Source organism: Ruegeria sp. CF5, assembly GCF_056537325.1.
On sequence record NZ_JBQFRI010000007.1, the window covers coordinates 76,084 to 102,600 of the forward strand.

Annotated in this window: 31 protein-coding genes; 16 read left to right on the forward strand and 15 right to left on the reverse strand. The window is 59.0% G+C overall.

Translation table 11 applies throughout. The features are described from left to right. The first annotated feature begins 47 nt into the window (after positions 1-47). The 6 genes from ACR0NW_RS16340 (at position 48) to ACR0NW_RS16365 (ending at position 5,907) form a co-directional block, all read left to right on the forward strand. Positions 48-938 carry a formate dehydrogenase accessory sulfurtransferase FdhD gene (locus ACR0NW_RS16340; protein WP_480451661.1) on the forward strand — a complete coding sequence of 297 codons (891 nt, stop codon included), beginning with the start codon at positions 48-50 and terminating at the stop codon, positions 936-938. A gap of 112 nt (positions 939-1,050) precedes the next feature. Further along, the gene (locus tag ACR0NW_RS16345; protein ID WP_480451556.1) at positions 1,051-2,004 is read left to right on the forward strand and encodes an AEC family transporter; all 954 of its coding nucleotides are present in this window, start codon (positions 1,051-1,053) and stop codon (positions 2,002-2,004) included. A 60-nt stretch (positions 2,005-2,064) separates the two neighbouring features. Continuing rightward, the gene (gene mobA / locus ACR0NW_RS16350) at positions 2,065-2,709 is read left to right on the forward strand and encodes a molybdenum cofactor guanylyltransferase MobA (protein WP_480451555.1); all 645 of its coding nucleotides are present in this window, start codon (positions 2,065-2,067) and stop codon (positions 2,707-2,709) included. Next, positions 2,706-3,197 carry a molybdopterin-guanine dinucleotide biosynthesis protein B gene (gene mobB, locus ACR0NW_RS16355; protein WP_480451553.1) on the forward strand — a complete coding sequence of 164 codons (492 nt, stop codon included), beginning with the start codon at positions 2,706-2,708 and terminating at the stop codon, positions 3,195-3,197. Before mobA ends, mobB begins: the two co-directional genes overlap by 4 nt. Positions 3,198-3,217: 20 nt before the next feature. Further along, positions 3,218-5,263, forward strand: a complete 2,046-nt coding sequence (locus ACR0NW_RS16360) for a molybdenum cofactor synthesis domain-containing protein (RefSeq protein ID WP_480451659.1) — start codon at positions 3,218-3,220, stop codon at positions 5,261-5,263. Then, on the forward strand, positions 5,260-5,907 hold the full coding sequence (locus ACR0NW_RS16365; RefSeq protein ID WP_480451552.1) for a GNAT family N-acetyltransferase: 648 nt from the start codon (positions 5,260-5,262) through the stop codon (positions 5,905-5,907). The genes ACR0NW_RS16360 and ACR0NW_RS16365 overlap by 4 nt, the downstream gene beginning before the upstream one ends. Here the strand turns inward: ACR0NW_RS16365 and ACR0NW_RS16370 are convergent. From ACR0NW_RS16370 to ACR0NW_RS16380, 3 genes are all read right to left on the reverse strand, one after another. Next, positions 5,870-6,871 (reverse strand): hypothetical protein, encoded by a 1,002-nt coding sequence (locus ACR0NW_RS16370; RefSeq protein ID WP_480451551.1) that lies wholly within the window; start codon positions 6,869-6,871, stop codon positions 5,870-5,872. The two genes, ACR0NW_RS16365 and ACR0NW_RS16370, sit on opposite strands and share 38 nt — an antisense overlap. 13 nt (positions 6,872-6,884) lie before the next feature. Beyond that, positions 6,885-7,355 carry a transcription elongation factor GreA gene (gene greA, locus ACR0NW_RS16375; protein ID WP_170654607.1) on the reverse strand — a complete coding sequence of 157 codons (471 nt, stop codon included), beginning with the start codon at positions 7,353-7,355 and terminating at the stop codon, positions 6,885-6,887. Between the two features lie 135 nt (positions 7,356-7,490). Beyond that, the gene (locus ACR0NW_RS16380) at positions 7,491-7,871 is read right to left on the reverse strand and encodes a VOC family protein (protein ID WP_480451549.1); all 381 of its coding nucleotides are present in this window, start codon (positions 7,869-7,871) and stop codon (positions 7,491-7,493) included. Between the two features lie 85 nt (positions 7,872-7,956). Between ACR0NW_RS16380 and soxR the strand changes: the two genes are divergently transcribed. The 4 genes from soxR to ACR0NW_RS16400 all read left to right on the forward strand — a co-directional run bounded on the left by soxR (position 7,957) and on the right by ACR0NW_RS16400 (position 12,825). After that, on the forward strand, positions 7,957-8,412 hold the full coding sequence (gene soxR / locus ACR0NW_RS16385) for a redox-sensitive transcriptional activator SoxR (RefSeq protein WP_480451547.1): 456 nt from the start codon (positions 7,957-7,959) through the stop codon (positions 8,410-8,412). A gap of 136 nt (positions 8,413-8,548) precedes the next feature. Continuing rightward, positions 8,549-10,195 (forward strand): electron transfer flavoprotein-ubiquinone oxidoreductase, encoded by a 1,647-nt coding sequence (locus ACR0NW_RS16390; protein ID WP_480451545.1) that lies wholly within the window; start codon positions 8,549-8,551, stop codon positions 10,193-10,195. A gap of 103 nt (positions 10,196-10,298) precedes the next feature. Then, on the forward strand, positions 10,299-12,014 hold the full coding sequence (locus tag ACR0NW_RS16395) for a tetratricopeptide repeat protein (RefSeq protein ID WP_480451544.1): 1,716 nt from the start codon (positions 10,299-10,301) through the stop codon (positions 12,012-12,014). Then, positions 12,004-12,825, forward strand: coding sequence for a 4-(cytidine 5'-diphospho)-2-C-methyl-D-erythritol kinase (locus ACR0NW_RS16400; protein WP_480451543.1), 822 nt, complete (start codon positions 12,004-12,006; stop codon positions 12,823-12,825). The genes ACR0NW_RS16395 and ACR0NW_RS16400 overlap by 11 nt, the downstream gene beginning before the upstream one ends. On the opposite strand, the gene ACR0NW_RS16405 is transcribed toward ACR0NW_RS16400, so the two are convergent. Next, positions 12,818-13,816, reverse strand: coding sequence for a polyprenyl synthetase family protein (locus tag ACR0NW_RS16405; RefSeq protein WP_170654618.1), 999 nt, complete (start codon positions 13,814-13,816; stop codon positions 12,818-12,820). The genes ACR0NW_RS16400 and ACR0NW_RS16405 overlap by 8 nt on opposite strands. A gap of 56 nt (positions 13,817-13,872) precedes the next feature. On the opposite strand from ACR0NW_RS16405, the gene ACR0NW_RS16410 reads away from it, so the two are divergent. The 3 genes from ACR0NW_RS16410 to ACR0NW_RS16420 all read left to right on the forward strand — a co-directional run bounded on the left by ACR0NW_RS16410 (position 13,873) and on the right by ACR0NW_RS16420 (position 15,138). Continuing rightward, positions 13,873-14,088, forward strand: coding sequence for a putative signal transducing protein (locus ACR0NW_RS16410; protein WP_170654620.1), 216 nt, complete (start codon positions 13,873-13,875; stop codon positions 14,086-14,088). Further along, positions 14,085-14,864, forward strand: coding sequence for a tRNA1(Val) (adenine(37)-N6)-methyltransferase (locus ACR0NW_RS16415; RefSeq protein WP_480451541.1), 780 nt, complete (start codon positions 14,085-14,087; stop codon positions 14,862-14,864). The genes ACR0NW_RS16410 and ACR0NW_RS16415 overlap by 4 nt, the downstream gene beginning before the upstream one ends. 109 nt (positions 14,865-14,973) lie before the next feature. Beyond that, complete coding sequence (locus ACR0NW_RS16420) at positions 14,974-15,138, forward strand: DUF465 domain-containing protein (RefSeq protein ID WP_170654624.1); 165 nt, start codon at positions 14,974-14,976, stop codon at positions 15,136-15,138. Here the strand turns inward: ACR0NW_RS16420 and yddG are convergent. From yddG to ACR0NW_RS16475, 11 genes are all read right to left on the reverse strand, one after another. After that, positions 15,135-16,001 (reverse strand): aromatic amino acid exporter YddG, encoded by an 867-nt coding sequence (gene yddG, locus ACR0NW_RS16425; RefSeq protein ID WP_480451539.1) that lies wholly within the window; start codon positions 15,999-16,001, stop codon positions 15,135-15,137. The genes ACR0NW_RS16420 and yddG overlap by 4 nt on opposite strands. After that, on the reverse strand, positions 15,998-16,945 hold the full coding sequence (locus ACR0NW_RS16430; RefSeq protein ID WP_480451538.1) for a transcriptional regulator GcvA: 948 nt from the start codon (positions 16,943-16,945) through the stop codon (positions 15,998-16,000). Before ACR0NW_RS16430 ends, yddG begins: the two co-directional genes overlap by 4 nt. A 304-nt stretch (positions 16,946-17,249) precedes the next feature. Continuing rightward, positions 17,250-17,972 carry an acetoacetyl-CoA reductase gene (gene phbB / locus ACR0NW_RS16435; protein WP_170654631.1) on the reverse strand — a complete coding sequence of 241 codons (723 nt, stop codon included), beginning with the start codon at positions 17,970-17,972 and terminating at the stop codon, positions 17,250-17,252. 186 nt (positions 17,973-18,158) lie between these two features. Further along, positions 18,159-19,334, reverse strand: a complete 1,176-nt coding sequence (locus ACR0NW_RS16440; protein WP_480451537.1) for an acetyl-CoA C-acetyltransferase — start codon at positions 19,332-19,334, stop codon at positions 18,159-18,161. A gap of 195 nt (positions 19,335-19,529) precedes the next feature. Continuing rightward, positions 19,530-20,366: an EAL domain-containing protein gene (locus ACR0NW_RS16445; RefSeq protein ID WP_480451536.1), complete on the reverse strand. Its 837-nt coding sequence runs from the start codon at positions 20,364-20,366 to the stop codon at positions 19,530-19,532. A 109-nt stretch (positions 20,367-20,475) separates the two neighbouring features. Further along, on the reverse strand, positions 20,476-20,667 hold the full coding sequence (locus ACR0NW_RS16450) for a hypothetical protein (protein WP_170654637.1): 192 nt from the start codon (positions 20,665-20,667) through the stop codon (positions 20,476-20,478). Positions 20,668-20,762: 95 nt separating this feature from the next. After that, on the reverse strand, positions 20,763-21,734 hold the full coding sequence (locus ACR0NW_RS16455; protein ID WP_480451535.1) for a sterol desaturase family protein: 972 nt from the start codon (positions 21,732-21,734) through the stop codon (positions 20,763-20,765). After that, on the reverse strand, positions 21,731-22,117 hold the full coding sequence (locus tag ACR0NW_RS16460) for a hypothetical protein (protein ID WP_480451534.1): 387 nt from the start codon (positions 22,115-22,117) through the stop codon (positions 21,731-21,733). The genes ACR0NW_RS16455 and ACR0NW_RS16460 overlap by 4 nt, the downstream gene beginning before the upstream one ends. Before the next feature lie 59 nt (positions 22,118-22,176). After that, complete coding sequence (locus ACR0NW_RS16465) at positions 22,177-22,506, reverse strand: hypothetical protein (RefSeq protein WP_170654642.1); 330 nt, start codon at positions 22,504-22,506, stop codon at positions 22,177-22,179. Between the two features lie 90 nt (positions 22,507-22,596). Further along, positions 22,597-22,959: a hypothetical protein gene (locus ACR0NW_RS16470; protein WP_480451532.1), complete on the reverse strand. Its 363-nt coding sequence runs from the start codon at positions 22,957-22,959 to the stop codon at positions 22,597-22,599. Between the two features lie 64 nt (positions 22,960-23,023). After that, complete coding sequence (locus ACR0NW_RS16475) at positions 23,024-23,590, reverse strand: TlpA disulfide reductase family protein (protein WP_480451531.1); 567 nt, start codon at positions 23,588-23,590, stop codon at positions 23,024-23,026. A 21-nt stretch (positions 23,591-23,611) separates the two neighbouring features. Between ACR0NW_RS16475 and argH the strand changes: the two genes are divergently transcribed. The 3 genes from argH (at position 23,612) to ACR0NW_RS16490 (ending at position 26,505) form a co-directional block, all read left to right on the forward strand. Then, positions 23,612-25,003, forward strand: coding sequence for an argininosuccinate lyase (gene argH, locus ACR0NW_RS16480; protein WP_480451529.1), 1,392 nt, complete (start codon positions 23,612-23,614; stop codon positions 25,001-25,003). Continuing rightward, the gene (locus ACR0NW_RS16485) at positions 25,000-25,182 is read left to right on the forward strand and encodes a hypothetical protein (RefSeq protein WP_170654650.1); all 183 of its coding nucleotides are present in this window, start codon (positions 25,000-25,002) and stop codon (positions 25,180-25,182) included. The genes argH and ACR0NW_RS16485 overlap by 4 nt, the downstream gene beginning before the upstream one ends. A gap of 138 nt (positions 25,183-25,320) precedes the next feature. Next, complete coding sequence (locus ACR0NW_RS16490) at positions 25,321-26,505, forward strand: sugar-transfer associated ATP-grasp domain-containing protein (RefSeq protein WP_480451527.1); 1,185 nt, start codon at positions 25,321-25,323, stop codon at positions 26,503-26,505. The last annotated feature ends 12 nt before the right edge of the window (positions 26,506-26,517 follow it).

The window sequence follows — 26,517 nt, forward strand, 5'->3', positions numbered from 1 at the left end:
CTAAATCCTATGGTGTCGGCATCAGCAGTAGCGGGCTTGGGAAAGGGTTGCAATTGGCCACGGAAACAGACCTGACGGAATATATCATCGCACCGGACCCCGGCGCGGCCCGTCTGACCCGGGCGGTCGAAGGCGTGGACCAGAACGGGCAAGCCAGTCACATCTCGGTGGTCGAGGAACGCCCTCTGACGATATTTCTCAATTCGCAGGAAATCGTGACCGCGATGACCATTGGTGACTACCCCGAGTATCTGGCACTTGGGTTCCTGCGCAATCAGGGGATGTTGCTCGCGGACGACGACATTGTGCGTGTCGATTATGACGACGATCTGGAAACCGTCGTCGTGCGTACCGCACGTGAGACTTCGTACGAGGACAAGCTCAGGAAAAAGACACGCACCAGTGGCTGCGCCGTGGGCACCGTGTTCGGTGACATGATGGAGGGGCTCGAAGACGTGCGTCTGCCACAGGTACAGGTGCGCACCTCGTGGCTTTATGACCTAGCGGCCAAAATCAACCGCACGCCGTCGCTGTATCTTGAGGCAGGTGCGATTCATGGCACCGTCCTGTGCCGTGAAAACCGCCCGCTGGTTTATATGGAGGATGTCGGTCGCCACAACGCGGTCGACAAGATCGCTGGCTGGATGCTGTCCGAAGGTGAACAGGCGGAGGACAAGATCCTTTACACCACCGGGCGTCTGACCTCGGAAATGGTGATCAAGACCGCGATGATGGGCATCCCTGTCTTGGCGTCCCGATCAGGCTTCACCGCATGGGGTGTCGAGATCGCGCGCGAGGTTGGCCTGACCCTGATTGGCCGCATGCGCGGACAGCGATTTGTGTGCCTGTCAGGAGAGGATCGGCTGGTTCGGGATGTTGATCCGGCGAGCATTCCCAGCGAAGACAAACGGAATAAGAGAAAAAGCTCTTTGCCCTGATTTCTGCCCCTCAGGGTAGCTGTCTCAAGAAAATCCTGCGAATTCTGATAGATGTGCCCTAGTATGGAAGGCGCAGATACAGAAATTGAACAGGCTCCGGCCGGAGAGAGACATGGAACTGATCAATCTTATTGCGCCGGTATTTGCGGTTATCCTGACGGGTTACGTGTTTTCGTGGACAAAGCTTCTGAGCGAAAACACCGCCGATGCATTGGTTCAATTCGCGGTTTACGTCCTGATTCCAGCCATCATGTTTTATCTGATCGGGCAGGAGAAATTCGAGAACCTCATCAACTACGGCTTCTACATCTCCTACGGCGGAACGTTGCTGGCCCTGTTCTTCGTTTTGTTTTTCTGTTTGAGGGGCGTGGTGCATCTGCAGACCGGTGCTGCAACTGTGGCGGCATTCGCCGCTGTCGCCTCAAACACGGCGCTGGTCGCCCTGCCTGTTCTGCACGCGATCTTCGGCGCGAAGGGTGCGCTGCCAGCGGTATTGGCCAATCTGGTCGTTGCACTTTTGCTTTTGGTCATGACAACCATTCTGGAAAGTTCGGCAGGGCACAAGGCAGGCACCAAGACGCCGATTTACAAGATATTCCTGAACGTTCTCAAAAACCCGATCATCGCCGCGACTTTGTTGGGTGTAGCGTATTCGTTCACCGGAATAGGGTTCTCGGATTCGGTTTCGGACTATCTGGAACTGCTGAGCCAGGCGTTGGCCGCCGTGGCGCTGTTTGCGATCGGGTTTACCACCAGCGTGCGTACGATCGTGCAAACCGGGCCAATGATCCTGTCTTTGACGGTGGTAAAGCTGATCGTCGCGCCGGGGCTGGTGCTGCTGGCCGCCCATCTGATCGGGCTGGATCCGTTGTGGACGATCGCGGCTACCGTTTCCTCGGCGGTTCCGACGGCGAAGAACGTATTCCTGCTGGCCAAGCATTATGAGCAGGAACCCAAGCTCGCAGCCCATATCGTTTCCTCTACATCCTTCCTGTCAATCGGGACACTGATCATGTGGCTGTTTGTCCTCCACCAGCTTTACCCCTCGGCATTTCAACTGAATTGATTAGATTGTGGATCGTCGCGAAGTGGCGACCGGTTATCGGTTTGAATCTGGGGATAGAGAATGCAGCAGACTCTTGGCGTCATCCTTGCAGGCGGGCTTGCCACCAGAATGGGCGGTGGTGACAAGGGTTTGCTTCAGCTTGGTCAAAAAAGCCTGCTCGCGCATGTGATCGACCGTCTGGGACCGCAAGTGGATGGCCTTGCGCTGAATGCCAATGGCGATCCCGAACGGTTTTCGGATCTGGGCCTGCCTGTGCTTGCTGACACCGTCGAAGGTTTTGCCGGACCTCTGGCTGGGGTTCTTGCCGGGCTCGATTGGGCTGCCGGGCAGGGGGCCGACCGCATCGTAACCGCCGCTGCCGACACGCCGTTCTTTCCGCGTGATCTGGTCGAACGGCTGGTGCAGGCATCGCAGGGGCAGACCCATCCGCTGGTTCTGGCCACGACGCCGCGCACCGGGGAAGAGGCGCTGAAATCCGGTGGAGGTAAGCGCGTGAACCGACATCCGACCTTCGGTCTCTGGCCTGTCGCCCTGCGGGACGACCTGCGGGCGGCGCTGAACAACGGGCTGCGCAAGGTCGTGTTGTGGACCGACAGGCATGAGGGGCGTGAGGCGCTGTTTCCGGCGGACCCGTTCGATCCGTTCTTCAACGTCAACACGCCCGATGATCTGGAACTGGCGCACAAGATGCTGGAGAAGGCATGAAAATTTATGGTGTGACCGGATGGAAGAATACCGGCAAGACAGGGTTGATGGAGCGCCTTGTGGCGGAAATCACCGCACGTGGTTTCACCGTCTCGACCATAAAGCACGCGCATCATTCCTTTGACGTCGATCAGCCGGGTCGCGACAGCTATCGGCATCGTCAGGCCGGGGCGGCCGAGGTCTTGCTGGCCTCGCAATACCGTATTGCCCTGATGCAGGAATTGCGCGGCGCACCGGAACCTGCGCTGAAGGATTTGCTGGGGCGTCTCTCGCCCGTCGATCTGGTGTTGATCGAAGGTTACAAACGCGAGCGCCACCCAAAGATCGAAACCCATCGGGCCGAGCCGGGACAACCGCTGATCGCGACCGATGATGATACGATCCGCGCTGTGGCTAGTGACTCGCCATTGAATCTGGATCGCCCGGTTTTTGACCTGAACGACACCGCAGGTATCGCGGATTTCATTCTCCGGGAGGTCGGTTTGTGATTCCGTTCCAGACCTTTGCCATGGTGGACTGGTCTGGTGGAAATGATACAGGCCCGCGCTCCTGCAAGGATGCAATCTGGGCCTGCGTAGCGCGGGATGGCGCGGCGGAAGAGCCGGTATATCTGCGCAACCGGAAACTGGCCGAGGACTGGCTGGCTGAGTTGATCGCGGCGGAATTGGCTGCGGGCCGCCGCCTGTTTCTGGGCTTTGATTTCCCATTCGGCTATCCGCAGGGCTTTGCGCGGGCGTTGACGGGTTCGGACGATCCTTTGGAGATGTGGGCATGGTTCGAGGCCCGGATCGAAGACGCGCCCGACAGGAACAACCGTTTCGATCTGGCCGGTGAGATAAATCGTGGATTTGGCGGAAAGGGACCGTTCTGGATGAACGCCTTGCAACGCGACATCACAGGTTTGCCGCGTAACAAATCCGACTATCGCAACCCGTTCCCGGATCGTCGCGCGGTTGAACATCTGGCCAAAGGCAGTTTCACCTGCTGGCAAATGGCGGGCGCCGGGGCTGTTGGTGGTCAGGTGATGATGGGATTGCCCGTGCTTTCCCGGCTGCGGCGCCGCTTCGACGGAAAGGTGGCCGTCTGGCCGTTCGAGCCCTTGGATAAACCTGTTGCGTTTGTCGAGGTCTGGCCTTCGCTGAATCTTGGCAAGGAACCCACAAACTGGATCAGGGATGCATGGCAGGTAGAACAGGTCGCCTTGACTCTGGCCCGCTTGCCGGTTGAGGAATTGGCGATCCAATTGGATGTCAGCGCGTCAGAGGAAGGCTGGATACTGGGTGTGACACAGGACAAACCGAATATTTCCCCCCCACCACTCAGAAACGACTGTTTCGCGTTACCGGCAGGTGTGAACTGGACCCCAGTTGACGAGGCTCTGGACCTGCTGCGGGACAGATTGCGCCCGATCGCGGGGATTCAGACGGTATCTCTGGCCCACGCGTCAGGCCGCGTTCTGGCCGGTGATGTTACTGCGCTGCGATCCAACCCACCACAGCCGAACACGGCGGTCGACGGGTATGGCTTTGCGGGGGCAGTGCCCGAAGGCGCGCATGTATTGCCGCTGACCGAAGGGCGTTCGGCTGCCGGGATACCCTATGACGGCACTGTCCCCAAGGGTCACGCCCTGCGGGTTCTGACCGGTGCGGCCCTGCCTGATGGGGTGGATACCGTCATTCTGGAAGAGGATGTGACGGTTCAGGACAACCACATCGCCTTTCACGGCCCACTGAAACAGGGGGCCAATACGCGGCGTGCGGGCGAAGATGTCGCCGCAGGGGACATCGCGTTGACGGCGGGCCGCAGGCTTACACCTGCTGATCTGGCGCTCTTGTCCGCTGTGGGGGTGGCCGAGATACCTGTACGCACCCCATTGCGGGTGGCCATCCTGTCGACTGGGGATGAACTGGTCGAACCCGGCGCCGCTGCTGGGCCCGGCCAGATCTACGATGCCAATCGCCCGATGCTGTTGGCGATGATCGAAAGGCTGGGTTTCAAGGCGGTGGATATCGGCCGGGTCGCGGATGATCGGGCCATTCTGAAAGACAAGCTGGATGAAGCGGCAGGCAAGGCCGATGTCATCCTGACCAGCGGCGGGGCGTCTGCAGGAGATGAAGATCACGTTTCGGCCTTGCTGCGCGAGGCCGGTGCCATGCAGGAATGGCGTATCGCCCTGAAGCCAGGGCGCCCTCTGGCGCTGGGTATTTGGAACCAAACGCCGGTTTTTGGATTGCCGGGAAATCCGGTGGCTGCGATGGTCTGCACTCTGATATTCGCCCGCCCCGCCCTTGGGCTGATGGCTGGAGAAGGCTGGCAGGTACCGCAGGGCTTTGACCTGCCTGCGGCGTTTGAAAAGCGCAAGAAGCCGGGCCGTCGTGAATATTTGCGCGCCCGCGTAAGGGAGGGTCGGGTCGAAGTTTTCCGATCAGAAGGGTCCGGACGGATCAGCGGCCTGAGTTGGGCCGAAGGTCTTGTCGAGATCGGGGATGGTGAGTGCCATATAACACCGGATGATCCCGTGCGGTTCATTCCCTATGGAAGCTTCGGCTTGTGACGGTTTCGGTCTCACGCGGTTTCTCGGATCAAGAGCGCGCGCAGGCGGCGGCGCTTTTCTGGCAGGCCTTCGCGGCCAAGCTGAACCGGGTCATGGGACCGGACAGCAAGGGTCTGCAGTTTTTCCAGCAGGCGCTGAACCCGGACTTTGCCCTGGTTGCCCGAAATTCCGATGGCAGAATGTTGGGTCTGGCCGGGTTCAAAACCGATGCCGGTGGGCTGGCTGAAGGGAGCATGACAGATCTGGCGCGTGTCTATGGCTGGTTCGGGGCCACTTGGCGGGGTCTGATCCTGGGCGTACTGGAACGCAAACTTCAGCCGGATGTCTTTCAGATGGATGGGATATTCGTCGACGCAGCCGCTCGTGGCCAAGGTGTGGGCACGGCACTTCTGGCTGCAATCAAGGAAGAAGCCCGGCGTGCGGGAATGCGCGAAGTGCAGCTTGACGTGATCGACACCAATCCTCGCGCCCGTGCCCTGTACGAACGTGAAGGGTTCTTACCCAAAGGCGAAGAAACGACCGGACCGTTCAAATACATCTTCGGTTTCAGCAAGGCGACCCGGATGAGCTGGTCGGTCGATGCCAAGCCGGTGACAGATAGCGACCTCAGTCAAACGTCCCCGCCACGCGGCCCAGCAACATGAACGCCCGCGCCGTGCGTGTTTCCCCCAGTGCGGTCAGTTCGGCGTCGCTGGCTTCTGGTTCAAACGCGACGATCATATGGTCGAACCGGCGCAGAAAGTGATGCGCCGCATCGCGAAAGATCGGGTCCTGTTTCATCCGACCGGCCGTCAGCGCCAACGACGAGCGGTCCCGGATACCCCCAAGCGAGGCAACCGCCCGCCCGCGCGCACCATGCGCAAACTGACGCCAGATCTCGGGCCGCGCCATGTCAGGGCGCAGATCGTCCATATAGATGCCTTCCTGACTGAGCAGTGTCAGCACATCCTGCGCGGCCTGAATAAGCTGTGCCGTCTTTCGATTCTTCAGGGCTGCCTTCAATGCGGCGAACCCTTCGTTATCTTCGGGCGTTTCCGGAAAATTCAAGGCGCGGATGAACGTCTCAGATGTCAGCGGCGGCGCTATCTCCTCGGCCGATGTGCCAAGCTCCAGCGATGTCTGGTCGTCCTGCGACGGTAGGCCCGGGGGCTGTGTGGCCCGTGTGGGCTCGTGCCGTTTAGACGAAAAGGTGACCAGCGCTTCTTCGGTTTTTTTGGTTGCTTCCGCAATTTCATCCAGCTTCTGGTTGACGGCCGGTTCATAGGCGCTGGCCGCTTTTTGCTGTTGGATGACATAGGCCTGCCGGATGGCGTCGATTGCTGTTTGCAGCCGCTCGCTTTCTTCGCGCATGACCCGGCTGGCACGCATCGCCAGCGCGGCAACCCAGATCATGGCAACCGGCATGAAGACAGCCAGAAGTGCGACGATAAACCCGCCGCTCCGGGTTTCGCCCGGCAATACCAGAAAAATTACGGAAACCACCAGCCAGATCAGGCTGAGTGCAACGGCCGCAATCTCAATCCCCGTGATGGACGGGTTGCCGGGCCGATCATAGATGCCCAGAGATGTCGGTCGCTCGGATTCCCGGTCTGAGTTGGGCCCGGACATGATAACTGCTCCGTCAGGAGTACTGGATATTCAAAACTTCGTAAGACCGCATACCGCCCGGTGTACGTACCTCGACGCTGTCGCCCTCATCTTTGCCGATCAGGGCGCGGGCGATCGGTGACTTGATGTTCAGCAGACCGTTTTCGATGTTTGCTTCGTGTTCACCCACGATCTGCCAGGTTTTTTCTTCGTCGGTATCCTCGTCGACCAGCGTGACCCGGGCGCCGAACTTGATCGCGCCAGACAGTTTCTTGGGGTCGATCACGTCGGCCAGCGACAGGGTCCCCTCAAGTTCCTTGATGCGGCCTTCGATAAAGGACTGCTTTTCGCGGGCCGAATGGTATTCGGCGTTTTCCGAAAGGTCGCCATGTTCGCGTGCTTCGGCGATGGCCTTGATGATGGCCGGGCGCTCTTCGGATTTGAGGGTCTTCAGCTCTGCCTCAAGCGCGGCAAAGCCCGCAGGCGTCATGGGGATCTTTTCCATTTTTTCTTCGTCCACGCAAAAATTGTGTCGCCCCGCCGCACGAAAGCGTCGGGGCGACAGATTGGGTCGCTGAATACCTGACCCAAATGGCGCGCAAATTGCAAGAGGTCAGTGATAACTGACGCGGATTACAGCCTAATCATAGGCAACAACCTCGAATTCGATGCCATTGTCGTCGTCGAAATAGAATCGCCGCCCCGGTTCGTAGTCGGCGTGATTGTGCGGCTTGAACCCGGCGGCCCGCACTTTGGCCTCGGTCGCGTCGATGTCATCGACCAGCACACCCACATGGTTCAGTCCACCAACTATGTCATAGCTACTCTCACCCGAAGGTTTCGGGTCGCCGGGGGCATAAAGCGCCAGATACGTGTGCGCACTGCCCACGTGCACGGTGTATCCGCCCGCAATCGCCGGGCCTTCCCACCGGGTTTTCCAACCGAATACATCCTGCATCCACTCAGCTGTGGCCTTTGGATCGCGCACGGTGAAATTGGTGTGTTCAAGTGTCGCCATCATGTGGTCATCCTTTCCGTTTCAGACTTGTCCCGACTCACCGTAATTTCTAAACCTAACTTTAGGTCAAGATATTTGTGGAGGTCGCATGGCTGTTTCTGAAGGACTGGCAATCGGGGCTTTGGCCCGGCGGACTGGGTTGGCGGTCTCAGCCATCCGGTACTATGAGGCGCAGGGCCTGATTGCGCCCTGGCGTAACGCTGGCGGGCAGCGGCGGTATCAGCGCGCCGATATCCGGCGCCTGAGCTTTGTGATGATCGCACAGCAATTCGGCCTGACCCTGCCCGAAATCCGAGAGGTATTGTCGGGTCTGCCGGGCAATCGCACCCCCACCCCGCAGGACTGGAAAGACATCAGCGTCAGGCTACGTGCGCATCTGGACCAGCGAATCGATACTCTGCTTCGGTTGCGCGACAATCTGGATGGATGCATCGGCTGCGGGTGCCTCAGTCTGCCCAAATGTGCCCTCTACAACCCCGATGACCGTGCAAAAACGCATGGTAGCGGTCCCAGATACCTGATGGGTGACGCGCCAGAGGATTGATATGCCGCATTGCGGCAGTTTTACGCCGTGTTTCGATTGACCAGACACTTTCACAACGGGTAATCACCCGTGAAACAAAATTGCGCCAACCATGCGGTGAAAGCGCCAATTCGGAAAGTTAGCTAAGGAGCCCGCGATGGCCGAGATTGAACGCGAAGCGATGGAATACGATGTGGTTATCGTGGGCGCAGGCCCCGCGGGCCTGTCGGCGGCCATCCGTCTGAAACAGCTGGATGCCGACCTGAACGTTGTTGTGCTGGAAAAAGGGTCCGAAGTTGGCGCGCATATCCTGTCGGGTGCGGTTCTTGATCCCTGCGGTCTGGACGCGCTGATCCCGGACTGGAAGGAAAAGGGCGCACCGCTGAACGTGCCGGTAAACGAGGACAACTTCTACATGCTGGGCGAAGCGGGTCAGATCCGCATCCCCAATTTCCCGATGCCGCCGCTGATGAACAACCACGGCAACTACATCGTCTCGATGGGCAACGTCTGCCGCTGGATGGCGGAGCAGGCAGAAGAACTGGGCGTTGAAATCTTCCCCGGCATGGCCTGTTCCGAAGTGGTTTATGGCGAAAACGGCGAGGTTAAAGGCGTTGTGGCCGGCGTCTTTGGTCTGGAAGCAGACGGCTCGTACGGTCCGAACACCGAGCCGGGCATGGAGCTGCACGGCAAGTATGTGTTCCTGTCGGAAGGCGTGCGTGGTTCGCTGTCCAAGGAAGTCATCGCCAAGTACGACCTGTCTGCTGGCAAAGAACCGCAGAAATACGGTGTCGGCATGAAAGAGATCTGGGAGATCGACCCCGCCAAGCACAAGGAAGGTTCAGTCACGCACACCATGGGCTGGCCGCTGGGCGGTAATGCCGGTGGTGGATCGTTCATCTATCACCTTGAGAACAATCAGGTTTATGTCGGTTTTGTGGTTCACCTGAACTACAAGAACCCACATCTGTATCCCTACATGGAATTCCAGCGCTTCAAGCATCACCCGATGGTGGCCGAGCTGCTGAAAGGCGGCAAGCGCGTGGCTTATGGTGCCCGCGCAATCACCGAGGGCGGCTATCAGTCGATGCCGAAGCTGGTCGCGCCGGGTGTGGCGCTGCTGGGTTGTTCGGCGGGCATGGTCAACGTCCCGCGCATCAAGGGCAACCACAACGCCATGCTGTCGGGCAAAGCCGCAGCCGAGGCCGCGTATGACGCCATCAAGGCCGAGCGTTCGGGTGATGAGCTGACCGATTATGAGACCGAAGTCCGCAATGGCGCGATCGGCAGCGACCTCAAGAAAGTGCGCAACGTCAAGCCGATGTGGTCCAAGTGGGGCCTGACGGCCTCGTTGGTGTTTGGCGGTCTGGACATGTGGACCAACACATTTGGGTTCTCGCTGTTTGGTACGTTGGGCCATGGCAAGAATGATGCGGAATCGACCGAAGATGCCAGCAAGCACAAGCCCATCGACTATCCGAAACCCGATGGCACGCTGTCTTTTGACCGTTTGACCAACGTGTCCTTTGCCGCAACCAACCACGAGGAAAGCCAGCCCTGCCACCTGCGCCTGGCGGATCCCGAAATCCCGGTTAAGGTCAACCTGCCAAAATTCGACGAACCCGCACAGCGTTACTGCCCGGCGGGTGTCTATGAAATGGTCGAAGATGAGAACGGTCCGCGATTCGTGATCAACTTCCAGAACTGTGTTCACTGCAAGACATGTGACATCAAGGACCCCAGCCAGAATATCACCTGGACCACACCGCAGGGTGGGGACGGTCCGAACTATCCGAACATGTAAGCAAAAATCGGGTGATGGCGGGGACGTGAAAGCTCTGCCATTGCCTCTTTGTTCCGCAGGCCCTAGCTTATTCGTCAGACAACGACAATAAGGCAGGATTTCGGTGTTTTCTCTGGTTCGTCGCGCGGCGTTTGCCGTGTTTGCTACCGCTTCTGCGCTTCCGGTTCTGGTTTTGGCAGACACCGGCGCGGGCTCTTATCTGGCCGGGCGTCAGGCTATTTACGAAAGCGACTATGCTGCTGCGGCCAGATACTATGCCCGCGCGCTGAATTTCGACCCGAAGAACACTCAACTGCTGGAAAGCGTCCTTCTTGCCCGTCTGGCATTGGGTGAAGTTGAACGCGCGTTGCCGATTGCCCAAGCCATGGCAGATCAGCAGTTACGCAGCCAGGCCGCCAGCATGACCATCGCTGCCAGTCTGGTTTCCGAAGGCAAGTATGACGAACTGCTGGCGCAGGATCCGGAAACGGAGGGTGTCGGTCCACTTGTCGACGGTTTGATGATTGCCTGGGCGCATATCGGAAACGGGGCAATGTCGAAGGCCCTGGAACAGTTCGACACGGTTGCCGGGCAGGATGGTCTGCGCGAGTTTGCGCTGTACCACAAGGCAATGGCACTGGCTTCTGTCGGCGATTTTGAAGGGGCCGAGGCGGTTTTTTCGGCCGAAGACGGGGTGGTTTCGCGCATCTCACGCCGCGCCGCGCTGGCCCGGGTCGAGATTTTGTCGCAACTGGATCGCAATGAGGACGCGCTTGCGTTCCTGTCGGACGTCTTCGCAGGTGGTACTGATCCGTCAGTCAGTGATGTCATCGATCGTCTGAAGGCAGGCGAAACGTTGCCCTTCACGCATGTTCGCACGGCGCAGGACGGAATTGCCGAGGTGTTCTTTACTGTCGGTGCCGCTCTCAACAGCGAAGCGGCTGACGACTATGTTCTGCTCTATTCCCGCATCGCAGGATATCTGCGGCCGGATCATATCGACGCTTTGCTGCTCAGCGCCGAAAAGCTGGATGAGCTGAACCAATACGATCTGGCGGTTGCGACCTATCGCATGGTGCCGCCGGACAGCACGGACTACCATGCGGCTGAACTGGGCCGCGCCGACGCCCTGCGCCGGGCTGACAAATCGGACGCCGCCGTCGAAGTGCTGCAAAATCTGGCACTGCAACATCCGGCCCTGCCGGGCGTTCACAGCGCGTTGGGCGATCTGCAAAGACAGCAGGAGAACTATGCCGACGCCGTGGCCTCTTACGACAAGGCCCTTGATCTGTCCGCGGACACTTCGGGCCGCAACTGGTTTCTGTATTATGCGCGCGGGATATCCCATGAACGGCTCAAGCATTGGGACAAGGCCGAAGCGGATTTTCGCAAGGCTCTGGAGCTGAACCCGGACCAGCCGCAGGTTCTGAACTATCTCGGCTACTCGCTGGTCGAACGGCAGGAAAAGCTGGACGAGGCGCTGGACATGATCGAGCGCGCCGTGGCCGTCCGGCCCGACAGCGGCTACATCGTGGACAGCCTCGGCTGGGTCCTGTTCCGTCTGGGCCGTTATGAAGATGCCGTGGATCACATGGAACGGGCGGTCGAGTTGATGCCGGTCGATCCGGTTGTGAACGATCATCTGGGCGACGTGTACTGGGCGGTTGGCCGCGCGCGTGAGGCCGAGTTCCAGTGGAAGCGCGCGTTGTCCTTTATCGATCCGGAAGACACGGACGGAGAGGCCGACCCCGACCGCATCCGCCGCAAGCTGGAAATTGGTCTGGACGCGGTGCTGGAGGAAGAAGGCGCAGACCCCCTGAAAGTCGCCAATGAAGGTTGAGGCATTCGCGCCCGCCAAGATCAATTTGACCCTGCATGTGACCGGCCAGCGTGATGATGGCTATCACCTGCTGGACTCACTGGTGGTGTTTGCCGATGTAGGGGATCATCTGACCTTTACGCCCGGCGCTGATCTATCGCTTACCGTTGCCGGAGAACATGCCGAAGGAGTTCCAGCGGACAGCCGCAATCTGGTCTGGAAAGCAGCGCAGGCAGTTGGCTGGACAGGGCAAATTCATCTGAACAAAGTTCTACCCCACGGCGCGGGGATTGGCGGTGGGTCTTCGGATGCAGCGGCGGCCCTTCGTACGTTTGCCGGACAGGGTGCAAAGGTTCCACAACACCTCCCGCTGTCTCTGGGGGCTGATGTTCCTGTCTGTATGACGGCCACAGCGGTGCGGATGCAGGGTATTGGCGACAGGGTTTCACCTGTCACACTGCCAAACCTGCCTGCGGTTCTGGTCAATCCGGGCATTCCGGTTCCAACCGGCCCGGTTTTTAAGGCCTTGGCGCGGCGTGATAACTCACCGATGCCCTCCGAAATTCCAGAGTTTGATACGCCTGAGGATTGCGCCATATGGCTGCGAGGGCAACGTAACGATCTGGAAGATCCTGCCATTGGACTGGCGCCCCAGATCGAGCGCGCGTTGGACGATCTGCGATCGTCTCGGGATGCCCTGATGGCGCGCATGTCAGGGTCAGGTTCAACCTGTTTCGCGCTTTATCCGACAATGAAAGCGGCGCATTTCGCGGCTTATGAGATCGGCGCTGAGCACCCCGACTGGTGGTGCCATGCGACGCAACTCAATTGAGCCGCGACACCACGTAATCGGCCAGATCGCGCAGCAGGTCGCGGATTTCGTGATCCGGTAACTGGTCCAGCGCCGCTTTGGCTTTGGCTGCCCAGCCAAATGCATCCGCGCGGGTCGCATCGAACGTGCCATATTTGTTCATCAGCCCAAGAGCGTGATCCAGATCGCCGTCTTCCTGACGGCCTTTTTCGATCGTGCGCTGCCAGAATGCGCGCTCTTCGGTGGTGGCCTGCGCAACCGCTTTGATCACTGGCAGGGTCAACTTGCGCTCGCGGAAATCGTCGCCGACATTTTTGCCAGTCGCTTTGCTGTCGCCCTGATAGTCCAGCAGGTCATCGGCAATCTGAAACGCGATCCCCAGCGCATCGCCAAAGTCAAACAGCGCCTTGACCTGTTCCTCGGATGCGCCCGCAATCACACCGCCCACTTCGGTTGCTGCCGAAAACAGTGCCGCCGTCTTGCCGCGCACCACTTTCAGATACACCGACTCGTCGGTGCCCAGATCGGTCGCTGCCGTCATCTGCAACACCTCGCCCTCGGCAATCGTGGCCGAGGCATTGGCAAGGATATCCAGAACCCGCAGTGATCCGGTTTCCACCATCAGTTGGAAGCTGCGTGAAAACAGGTAATCGCCCACCAGAACGCTGGACTTGTTGTCCCACAACAGGTTTGCCGTGGGCCGTCCGCGCCGCTGTGCGCTTTCGTCCACAACGTCGTCATGCAGCAAGGTGGCGGTGTGGATGAATTCGACCGTCGCGGCCAACCGCACATGATGCGCGCCGGAATAGCCGAACAGCCGCGCCGCAGCCAGCGTTAGCATTGGTCGCAGGCGTTTGCCGCCCGCTTCGACCAGATGCGCCGTCACCTCGGGGATTCGCGGCGCGTGCTCCGATGCCATCCGGGTGCGGATCAGTTCGTTTACGTCCGCCATGTCGGCGGTCAGAATCTCCGCCAGACGCTCATGCGGTTTTGAGATTGTGCCGACGCTCATCAAACTCCTGCTACAAGGCTCGACTTTCGCCCCACCTTGCCCTTACATCCATCCCCATGAAAGAACTTCTGCGCAGCACCGATCCGACCATCATGGCCTTTGCTTCCGCTCTTCTTCAGGGCGAGGATATAGACTGCTTTGAGATGGACGTAAATATGAGCGTCCTAGAAGGCGGCATAGGAATCTTTCCGCGCCGCCTGATGGTGCGCGTTGATGATTTCGACCGGGCCGCACGGGTGATGCGCGACAACGAAATTCCCTTGGGGAGATGAGTGGCTTTTCCGAAAACGACCTGACCCGAAACGACTTTCTGGGTGGTCGGATCAGGTTGTGGCAGCCCAGAAACGGATATCGCGCGGGCGTTGATCCTGTGTATCTTGCGGCTTCTGTTCCGGCCTCTGCCGGACAATCGGTGCTTGAACTGGGATGTGGCGCTGGGGCTGCGATCCTTTGCTTGTCCGCCCGGGTGCCGGGACTGGCGCTGACCGGGATCGAACTGCAACCCGCCTACGCGGAACTGGCGCGCAGAAACGCATCGGAAAACAGCCAGGCGCTTGATGTTGTTCAGGCCGATCTTTCCGCCTTGCCGGCTGAACTGAAACAGCGGCAATTCGACCACGTCATCGCCAATCCGCCATATTACCAACATGGCGCGCACAGCCAGTCTCCGGACGAAGGGCGGCGGATCGCGTTGGGGGAACAAACGCCCCTGTCCATCTGGATTGACGTGGCAGCCCGGCGTCTTGCACCGCGCGGCTATCTTCACATGATACAGCGCGCCGACCGTTTGCCCGACATGCTGACGGCCTGTTCGGGGCGTCTGGGATCGGTTGAGATTCTGCCGCTGGCACCTCGCGAAGGTCGGTCTGCCGAATTGCTGATTTTGCGCGCCAGAAAGGCAGGGCGAGCCGCGTTCAGACTGCACGCTCCGGTCATTTTGCATCAAGGAGACCAGCATCCGGGCGACGAAGATCACTATCACCCTGAGATCGAGGCGATACAGCGTCACGCCGCTGCCATGCCTTGGCCCGGCTCAAACAGGCGGTGAACAGCCAAAAATGTCGGATTTATGACAGAATCTGTGCGCTCGCAGCGTGACAGGGTGGAAACGATGTGATCAACTTCATAGGTACCATTCACAAAAAAGGAGGATCGCCATGAGCGTGAGCGCACATCTGACCGAGCTGAAGAAAAAGCACGCAAATCTCAGCGTCGAAGTAGAAGAAGCCCAGCGCTCGCCAGGTATCGATGATCTCCACATCGCTCAATTGAAGAAGCAAAAGCTAAAACTGAAAGAAGAGATCGAACGCCTTTCCACTTAAGGTTTCAGGCTGGCCCGCGCGGCAATTGTCGCGCCGCCAGTGATGAGCAGGGCCGCGACCGCCAGCGTCCACGATGGCGCGGCGATCCCGACCAGTACCAGCACAAGGGTTGACAGCAACGGTGCCGCATATGAGCTGGTGCCGAGCATCTGAATGTCGCCCTGCTTGACCCCGATATCCCAGACATAAAACGCCAGCCCGACGGGTCCCAGGCCCAGGGCAATTGTCGATGCCCAGCCAAGTGTCGAGGCGGGCCAGACCGTTTCCTCCAACGCGAAATGCAATCCCCACGAGGCCACGGCCGTAAGCACGCAGAAAACCGCGACCGAACTGGTGGGTGTTTTGCCCAGCCGACGGGACAGAACCGAATAGCCTGACCACGTCAGCGCACACAAAAGGGCCAGCGCATATCCCGGAAGATGCGCCGCCTGAAACCCGGCGCTGCGGCCACCAGTAATGATCAGGGCGGCCCCCGAAAATCCAAGACATGCGCCGAACAAATGTCCGATGCGCAGGGATTCTCCGGGCAGCAGGCCGGAAAACAGGACGATCAGCAAGGGCCAGAGATAGGCGATCAACCCTGCCTCGGCCGCAGGTGCCATTCGCAGCGCCGAAAAATACAGCGCGTGATATCCGAACAGGCCAATCGCGCCGAACAGATAGATTTTCCAGCTGACCTCTCGCAACTGCGCCAGACCGGCTGTTTGCGAGGTCCAGATCAAGCCCAATATGCCGCCAATGGTAAAGCAGATCGCATTCAGCAGCAGCGGCGGCGTCGGGGCAGAACCGACGGTAAAAAGCGCCAGCAAGGACCACAAAAGTACCGCGATGAACCCGATGGCGGTGGCGCGTGATCTGGTCATCGGCGGTAGACATCCTCAATCGGTATTATTTCAAACTCGTCCGAGATATGGGCGGTTTTTTCAATCTCTGTCACGAACCATTCTTTGAAAGCGGCAATCTGTGGCCGCTTTTCCGCCCCCTGCAGGCACAGAAACCGAAACCGCGCCTGCGATTCGATGGCCGTCCTGAAAGGCGCAACCAAACGGCCTTCGATCATGTCCTTGATGATCATCGCACGGCGGCCCAATGCAACCCCGACACCAGCGACGGCCGCATCGATGGCATGATCCGCGTTTGAAAAATGCGCGCCATGCGTGGGCTCAAAATCCTGACCGACGGCACGAAACCAGGCAGGCCAGTCACACGGCGGATTCAGAAAACTGATTGAATCGTCATGAATCAGGGGCGCATCCCGCAGACTCTCGGGGCTCGGAAAGCGTTCGGCCAGCTCTGGTGTCATGACAGGCGTCAGCCACTCTCTGCGTACCGGAACGGAATACAGCCCGTCATCCTGCCCATAGCCAAATCGGATTGCGACATCCACGTCGTCCCGCTCCAGGTCCATCATGCGAAGGGTTGCCGAAAACCTCAGATCGATTTCGGGATGCGACCGCGCGAATTCGTACAGGCGCGGGGCCAGCCACTTTGCCGTCAACGCCGGGCCAGCCGTCACGGTAAGGGTCGTGTTGTCCTGCAACCTGCGCGTTGCTGCCCAGGCGGCCTGCAGGGCCGAAAACCCGTCAGCGGCACCGGGTGCCAGTGTCTTACCGGCCTCTGTCAGTTCTACCGCGCGGTTGAGGCGGCGAAACAGGGGCTGGCCCAGATGCTCCTCAAGCGATTTGATCTGAAAGGACAACGCGGCGGGGGTGACGCTCAGCTCGTCGGCGGCCTTTGCAAATGACATATGACGCGCAGCGGCATCAAAGGCGCGAAGGGCGGTCAATGGGGGCAGGCGGTCACTCATTTCAGATAAGAATTGTTTAACTGATCCGGGGAAAACTCTCGTTTGTCATGATTGAAATCAAGCGTCATCCTTGAAGCAAGTCAAGTCCACCTGAATTGAAAGGAAGATTGCCATGATCGAGATGACGACAAATCCCGCAGCACGCTGTGCCTTTCAACGTGCACATGAGGAACGCGGCAAGGTGATCAAAAAGGTATTGAACTGGTTGTTTGGTTCCCGCTGAACGCAGCGCGCGCGTTCTTACGGGATAAAAGAAGGGCCGGCCCCAAGGGGTCGGCCCGTTCTGTTTTTCCGGTCGTCTGGATCAGACGAAGAATTGTGCACCGTTTGCGGAAATGGTCGATCCGTTGATGAACTGCGAATCGTCTGACGCCAGGAAGGCGACGCAACGCGCAATTTCTTCCGGTTCACCCAGACGGCCCGCAGGGATCTGTCCAATAATCGCATCACGCACCTTTTCCGGCACGGCCATGACCATCTCGGTCGCGATATAGCCGGGGCAGATGGCGTTTGCGGTGATGCCCGCGCGGGCGCCTTCCTGCGCCAGCGACTTGACGATGCCAAGATCGCCCGCCTTGGTCGCGGCATAGTTCACCTGCGCGAACTGACCCTTCTGACCGTTGATCGAGCTGATAACGATCACACGACCGAACTTGCGTTCACGCATGCCGGGCCAGACGGGGTGCACGGTGTTGAACACGCCGGTCAGGTTGGTGTCGATCACCTGATGCCACTGTTCCGGCGTCATCTTGTGGAACGGAGCGTCCTTGGTGATGCCGGCATTTGCCACAACGATGTCGATCGGACCGACCTCGGCCTCGACTTTTTCGATGCCCGCTTTGGATTCGTCATAGTCGGCAACGTTCCACTTATAGGTGGCGATGCCGGTCTCTTCTGTGAACTTCGCCGCGGCTTCGTCATTCCCCGCATAGGTGGCTGCAACGTTGTATCCTTCGGCTTTGAGCGCCTTGGAAATTGCTGCGCCGATGCCGCGGGAGCCGCCGGTTACGAGTGCTGTACGTGCCATTCAGGATTCCTCCAATTATAATCGCCTTGGTAATGCTGTTACTCTGGAGCGCTTGGATGCGCAATATTGTTTCGCGGCAAAAATGCAAACTCTCGTTGTCAATTTTGTCGCATCACTGCCATAAGTTTGAATTGTAACAAAAAAGGGCGCCGTTCTGGCGCCCTCTTGTTTTTGGGATCAGCGCAATCAGTCGCGCTCCACGCAAAGGGCAACACCCATGCCGCCACCGATGCAGAGGGTCGCGAGACCTTTCTTGGCGTCGCGGCGCTTCATTTCGAAAAGCAGCGTGTTCAGGACCCGGCAACCCGATGCACCGATCGGGTGGCCAATTGCGATGGCGCCGCCGTTCACGTTCACGATCGACGGATCCCAGCCCATGTCCTTGTTCACGGCGCAAGCCTGTGCGGCAAACGCTTCGTTGGCCTCGACCAGATCCAGATCGTCAACCGACCAGCCTGCTTTTTCCAGCGCCTTGCGCGAGGCATAGATCGGGCCAACGCCCATGATCGACGGGTCCAGACCGGCGGTTGCGTAAGAAGCGATCCGGGCCAGAGGCTCAATCCCGCGCTTTTCTGCATTCTCGGCCGACATCAGCAGGGTTGCGGCAGCGCCGTCGTTCAGACCGGATGCGTTGGCCGCAGTGACCGAACCGTCCTTGGTGAAGGCCGGACGCAGCTTTGCCATGGCTTCCATGGTGGCGCCGTGACGGATGTATTCGTCCTTGTCCATCACGATGTCACCCTTGCGGGTCTTGATGGTGAAAGGTGTGATTTCGTCGGCGAACTTGCCGGCCTTTTGTGCGGCTTCGGCCTTGTTCTGGCTGGCGACTGCAAACTCGTCCTGCATGTCGCGGCTGATCTGCCATTTCTCGGCAACGTTCTCGGCGGTCTGACCCATGTGATAGCCGTTGAAGGCGTCCCACAGACCGTCGCGGATCATCGTGTCGATGTATTTCATGTCACCCATCTTGTGACCGGCGCGCAATGCGGCGGCGTGGGGCGACAGGGTCATGTTCTCTTGCCCGCCAGCGGCCACGATATCGGCGTCGCCCAGCTGGATGTGCTGGGCACCCAGTGCCACAGCGCGCAGGCCCGAGCCGCATACCTGGTTGATACCCCATGCAGCGCTTTCCTGCGGCAGGCCGGCATTGATATGCGCCTGACGCGCGGGGTTCTGTCCCTGAGCGGCGGTCAGGACCTGACCCATGATGGTTTCGCTCACTTCGCCCTTATCGATTCCGGCGCGCTCGACGACCGCTTCCAGAACGGCGGTGCCCAGATCATGTGCAGGGGTGTTCGCAAACGAGCCGCCAAAGCTGCCGACACCGGTGCGTGCGGCGGATGCGATTACTACGTTGGTCATATGGTCAATCCTTTACCGTCATGGTCCTTTGGGAAATCTGACGGCGCAGGTTTCGGGAAAACAATCCCCGTGTCACAAGCGCCTCACTATCCCCCGCTCCGACTGTACCTGCCATAACGTAATGCTGCAGTCGCAGCAACGGACAGCTTGTCTCATCAATGTGATCAGCAGGTTCTTGCGGACGCACGACAGAGGCTAAGCGCTTGCGCGGCCGTCACTATTTTTCTTCCAGGGCGGTGTGACCGATGGTGCGCCAAACAGAAAGCCCTGCAGGCAGTCTACGCCGCTTGCCAGCAGAAATTCCGCATCCGAGGCGCTTTCAACCGATTCGGCGGTGACCAGAATGTCAAATTCGCGCGCGACCGAAACCAACGCCCGCACCAGCGCCTGATTATCCGCATTCCCGCTGACGCCGCGCACGAACTGGCCGTCGATCTTGGCGGCATCGAACAGGAAGTCGCGAAAGTGGCGAAAGCTAAAGCTGCTGGTACCATAATCGTCCAGTGCAAAAGCGATTCCCCGTGCCTGAAGACGGTCCATGAAATCGATCACCAGCTCGGGCACAAGCATGGCTGAACTTTCCGAGATTTCCAGAATCAGTCGCTCTCCCAACTGGGCATTTCGGTTCAGAAACCTATTCAGAATCTGCGACCAGCGTGCATAGCCGATGGATCGTGCCGACATGTTGATAGACAGCCGGATTTGGGGATTTCTGGACAGCGCGCGTAATCCCAGCTCAAGCGCGACGCAGTCGAGCTCTCGTCCGATTGGAGTTTCCTCGACCTGCGGCATGAATTCACGGGCGGGAATGACCCGGCCGGTTTCGTCCAGTACCCGGATGAACCCTTCGTAAAACGCAAGCGCATGTGGTGGATTGGCCTGAACCACCGGCTGAAAGGCAAGCCTGCACTGTTTGTGCTTCACAGCCTCAGTCGCCATGCCCACAACGGAACGGTCCCGCGCGCTGACCGCCGCGTTCAGGGGGGTATCAGCGCCTTCGGGTACATCCGCCGGATTGCTTCGCTTACTCACGGTGATTCCTTGTGCGTTGCCGGAAAAGGTCCGACAGCACTTTCACGGAAAACCCGTAAATCCGCAGTTAATTCGCAAAGGATTTATGTGTTGCCCTAGTCAGACGGACTCAGCGGGACATCTGCCATGCGCGGCTCAGTGTTACAGCGGCGCCGATAACTGCCCCGAGCGTTCCCACCGCCATCATGGCAAACCCGGTGGCAATTCCCACAGGCGGGACACCTTCGTTCAGGGCGGCCGCCATCGCAACAACAAGACCCATCAGGCCTATTGCGGTGTATATCGCGGTTGTACGGCTCATTGCTGCCTCCGGGGGTTCACATTCGAAACACCCGTTTCATATGGAGTTGCCGCGCCGTTTTTCAAGCGGCGGCCAAAACAACCGGCGGTATTCCGTCAGGCCCGTTCCGCTGCCGGGGTCGGGGGCGGTGTCCCGACCTGTTCGAAACCGGGGGTTCCGCGATCTTCGGGATGGCGTGCCAGATGACGGGCCTTGATCTGCTCTGAGGTGTCGCGGCTGCCGTCGTGACTGTATCCCGGCGGTGCAAAGGCATAGGCCAGCCGCTGACGCAGGCTAAGCCCGGGCTGAATCACATCGCGAAAGATGCCGACCCATTCGTGAAACGCCACGCGCAGCGGGTTGAAGGTGCCGATATTGTGCACCAGACCATAGTCAACCCGATCGCCTTCCTGTTCCGGCACAAAGGTACCGAACATCTTGTCCCAGATGATGAAAACACCCGCATAGTTGCAATCCAGATAGCGTGCGTTGCGGCCGTGATGCACGCGGTGATGGCTGGGCGTGTTCATCACCGCCTCGAACCAACGGGGCATTTTGCCGATAGCTTCGGTATGTATCCAGAACTGATAGATCAGGTTCAGCCCGCCGACGAACAGCACCATCGCGGGATGGAATCCCAGCAGGATCAGCGGCGCGCGCACCACCATCATGAAGGTGAATGTATAGGTCCATGTTTGCCGCAAGGCGGTGGTCAGGTTGTAATGCTGCGAACTGTGGTGGTTCACGTGGCTGGCCCAGACCCAGCGGATGCGATGCCCGAACCGGTGCACCCAGTAATAGCGCAGATCATCCAGAACAAAGCACAGGATAATGACGGGGATAGAAGTGCCGAGGTTCAGCGGTGTCAATTCCCACAACCACATGAAAAACGCCCAGGCGATGAAGCCGAGCAACAGACCCGAGGCGATGTTGCCCGCCCCCATGATCAGAGAGGTCACGGCGTCGCGCGTCTCATACCGGCCGCCCCGCCGTTTGACGGAGATCCAAAGAAACTCGGCCAGAATGGCGGCAATGAAAAACGGCACGGCCCACTGAACCGCATCCGGGAAAGTCACCTGATCGGTCATGCAGGCTCCATCAGATGCCGCCAATGGCGGCGTTCGGTTTCGTCAAGGCGGACAACAACGCTGGGTGCACCGAAATCGTGAAAGTGAACGGCCAGACCCTGCGGATGTTCCAGCCAGTCGAAATCCATCAGATGGCGCCCGACGGTATCCGCGCCAAAGGACCACAGCAAACCTGCCCCGGTTTCGGTACGGATCAGGGCCGAATGGCAGTCATGCGCGACGGTGACATCAATCACCATGTCTTCCGGGAAATGGCGGCGCCACTCGGCTCGCGCGTTGTCGGGCGTCAGCACGCGCCGCTGCGATCTGCCGGTCAGATGCAGTAACAGTGCGATCCCGGCAAGGCCTCCGATCACCAGAACCAACAGGATTTCAAGTGGCATTCAGTCCTCCTGCCGATACCGTGCAAAGGACGCCGGAGACTGTCAAAGGTGGCGTGGCGTCAGCCAGTCTGCATCTGCTCAAGCACTTCATGCCGGACGACGCGTTCAACAAAGGGAACCAGCCCGTCAGGGCCGGATTGCCGGTCTTTCAGGTGAATGCAGATATCCGGCCTCCGGGACGCGATGATGCCGACAAGCTCACCTCGCACCCTGTCATCCAGCCCAGCGCCGATAATGGCACAGGCGATGCGCCGTTCTGTTTCCAACTGGCGCTTCACCTCTTCCTGATCGTGGGCGCCTAGCCACTCAATGGGCAGATGCTCCAGTTTTTGCGCGACGTCGCCGATTACATTCGGCAGTCGTCCGATCAACAGAACCACGGGTTTCATAGCCGCCTCCTTTCCCACGGCTGCAAGTCAGAACCGGCCCGTTATGGGCCGTGTTCAGTGTAGCACAAAAACGAAGCGGATGGCGTTGCGCTAGTTGGATATCGTAAAGGTACCGGACTCACCCTTGCCCTTGTCGCGGGTGAAAGTGACCTGATTGCCGTCTATTGTAACTTTCTGACAATCCTCGGGGAGTTGTTTGTCACCGACAATAACGTTTCGGCACCAGTACCGTCTGTTCCAGGCCCAGGCCCCGACGACTTTGGCTTTATTTCTGCCAACACCCGATATTTTTCCATCCGCCGAGATGACGAACCAAGTCTCTCCGCTGACCAGCTTTTTACCGGCTACAGCCTCCAGGAATTGCTGCTTTTTGCGGATGTCCTTGGCCTCAGCGGTTTCAACGAGGAAAAACGAAACGCTGGCCACTGCGGCCAATAGGGCAACAATCTTCATAACAATCTTCCCAATCACAAAGATCGGGAGAATAGCACATTTCAGATAATTTTTCGCCCTGGCCTCAGCTTTCGCCGCCGACAAGCGTTGAAATGATCGATTTGGCGCTGTCCGAATTCCACTCGGCATCGCCGATCAGGCGGGCAATCTCGTTGCCTTCGGGGTCGATGATCACGGTGATCGGTAGGCCGACTACACCCATTTTTCGCGCCACGGCCTGTTTCGGGTCCTGATGGCGGGGCAGGTTGGTGATGCCGTTTTCGTCAAAGAACTTCTTGATACCCGCGGGCGAGTTGCGCCCGGTGGCCAGCGTCAGCACCTCGAATTTTTCGCCCCCGAACTCATCCTGCAATTCGGCGATCTGTGGCATTTCCTTGCGGCAGGGGGCGCACCACGTGGCCCAGAAGTTCAGCAACACGTATTTGCCGCGATAATCCGCCAGCGACCCGGTGCCGGTGTCATCCTCAAGCTGAAATTCGACCACTTCGACGGGCTTTGGCTCTGAATGCAGGATCAACCGCTTCAGAGTGCCGTCACGCAGTGGCGCCAATGTTTCGGCATCTGTCGCCAGCGCGGTGTTTGCACCCAGCGCAAGGGCCATATAAAGGGGGATCAGACGAATTAGGCGCATATCAACTCCGGGTTCTCCAACATGACCGATCAATCCTCGAACCAGATGTGGGGCGGCCGCTTTGCCGCCGGTCCAGACGCGATCATGGAGGCGATCAATGCCTCGATCGGGTTCGATCAGCGGATGGCAGCCCAGGACATCGCAGGCTCGCGCGCCCATGCCGCCATGCTCGCGGCCACAGGCGTTATTACTGATAGTGACGCCGAAGCAATTCGGGAAGGGCTGCTCACCGTATTGTCAGAAATCCAGAGCGGCGCGTTTCAGTTCTCGACCGCGCTGGAAGACATCCATATGAACGTCGAGGCGCGGCTGAAGGAAGTGATCGGAGAGCCCGCAGGCCGTTTGCACACAGGCCGCAGCCGAAATGATCAGGTGGCGACCGATTTCAAACTCTGGGTCCGCGATCAGCTGGACGCGGCCGAGACCGGCCTGCTGGCCCTGATCCGCGCGCTTTTGGCGCAGGCCGAGGCCGGGGCCGATTGGGTCATGCCCGGCTTCACCCACCTGCAAACCGCGCAGCCCGTGACATGGGGCCACCACATGATGGCCTATGTCGAGATGTTTGGTCGTGACCTCAGCCGTGTCCGCGATGCCCGTGCCCGGATGAACGAATCCCCCCTGGGTGCCGCTGCGCTGGCGGGCACGTCCTTTCCCATCGACCGCCACATGACGGCCGAAGCCCTTGGTTTTGACCGCCCCGCCGCCAACTCGCTGGATGCGGTCAGCGACCGCGACTTCGCGTTGGAGTTCCTGTCGACCGCTTCGATCTGTGCCATGCACCTGTCACGCTTTGCCGAGGAACTGGTGATCTGGTCTTCGGCCCAGTTCCGTTTTGTATCTCTGTCGGATCGCTTCTCGACTGGTTCGTCGATAATGCCGCAGAAGAAGAACCCCGATGCTGCAGAACTGATCCGGGCCAAGGTCGGGCGGATTTACGGGGCCAATACGGGTCTGATGATGGTCATGAAGGGCCTGCCTCTGACCTATTCCAAGGACATGCAGGAAGACAAGGAACAGGTCTTTGACGCAGCCGACAACTGGATGCTCGCGCTGGCGGCGATGGAAGGCATGGTCAAGGACATGACCGCCAACCGCGACAGCCTTGCCGCCGCTGCCGGTTCGGGCTTCTCGACCGCGACCGATCTGGCCGACTGGCTTGTGCGCGTACTGGGCCTGCCGTTCCGCGATGCGCATCACGTCACCGGATCGCTGGTAGCAATGGCCGAGGCCAAGGGCTGCGACCTGCCTGACCTGACGCTTGAGGATATGCAATCGGTCCATGCGGACATCACGGATGATGTCTATTCTGTCCTTACTGTCGCAAATTCGGTAAACTCACGCCAGTCCTATGGTGGCACGGCCCCGACTCAGGTCCGTGCCCAGATCGACAGATGGAGGGCAATGCTGCCATGACCCTTTTGCGTGTGATCGTACTGACAGCCGCTGGGTTCGCTCTGGCGGGCTGCGGCGCCGATGGTGAGCCCATTCAACCGACGCTGAATGCAAATGTCGGTGTCTCGGGAAGCGGGACTTATGTCGGTGGCGGGGTCGGCTTTTTCAAAGGCCCCGTGGGACTGTATCTGGGTTTCTGATCACCTGATCGAAAGTCGCGGCAACTTTGCCTTCACCGGGTGAAGGCAAATTGCGTGTCTTGGAAACAATCTTGCCAAATTTCTGTCATTTTGTCCGCGTATCCCGATTAGGACGATTGCGCAGAATTAGGAATAATGATGTCCACTGACGGCCAGAATGCAGCAACTCTTTTACAGGTTCCCCCAGATCCGGTTCCCCCTGCCTCATCTTTGATCGTGTCGGTCGCGCGCGACTCGGGCATCAGCCCGTTTCGCCAGTTCGCTGAGATGAGCAAGCTGCATTTTGGTCCGGGCAAGTTAAACTCGGATGAATACTATTCTTTCCGGCTGTACGATCCGTCTAAATCGATTGACGAAAAGAAAGAGTATGTCGGCACAAATGCCAGCCGCGCCCTGAACCTGCGGATGTCCGAAAAAACGCGGGCCGGGATGGAGCATATCGTCGATCACAAGCTGATATACGGCACGTTCATCAACGCAATGGGATTGCGGTCGACGCATACGCAGGCCTATGCGTCGTCGATCCGGTCACTGGGCAACCTTCCAGTCCTGTCGTCTCCGGAAACCCTTGAGGCCTATCTCAGGGAACAGGCAAAATTCCCACTCTTCGGAAAACCACAATTTTCTTCGATGAGTGTTGGATCCATCCTGATCACGGGTCTTGAAGGCGATACGCTGATCCTCGGAAATGGCAAGGCCATCCCGATTTCGGCCTTCTGTGCTGAGGTGTTTCTGAAGTTCTCGGACGGGTACCTGTTGCAGGATGCCCTTCTGCCTCATCCGGATCTGGCTTCGGTTGTGGGCAATGTCACCGGAACGGTCCGGATGGTAACCATCAGACGCTCGACCCAGCCCGAGCTGCTGTACTCGCTGTGGAAAGTACCTTCACCAGCCGCGATGTCCGACAATTTCTGGCAAAGCGGCAGCATGATCGCGCGTGTGGACAGGGACACTGGCCAGGTCGGCACCTGCTGGGCCGGAAAATCGACCGAGGCGCACGAGATCGAGGAGCACCCGGTATCGCAGGTGAAATTTGCCGATATCACGATGCCCGATTGGGAAGACGCCAAAAAGACCGTGCTGGACGCGCACGCCATGTTCCCCGAGTTTGGGGTGCTGGGGTGGGATGTTGCGCTGACCGACAATGGCCCGACCATTGTGGAAGGCAATACAAGCCCGCTGCACACGCTATACCAGCTTGCCTATCAGCGGGGCGTGATGAACCCGGAATTCAAACCTGTATTCGATCAGGTGGAGGCGTATTCCGAGCAATTGCAACGCCCGGTGGAAAAAAAGCGCAAACGGAACGGATCAAGGCGGTGAATCCCGATCGGG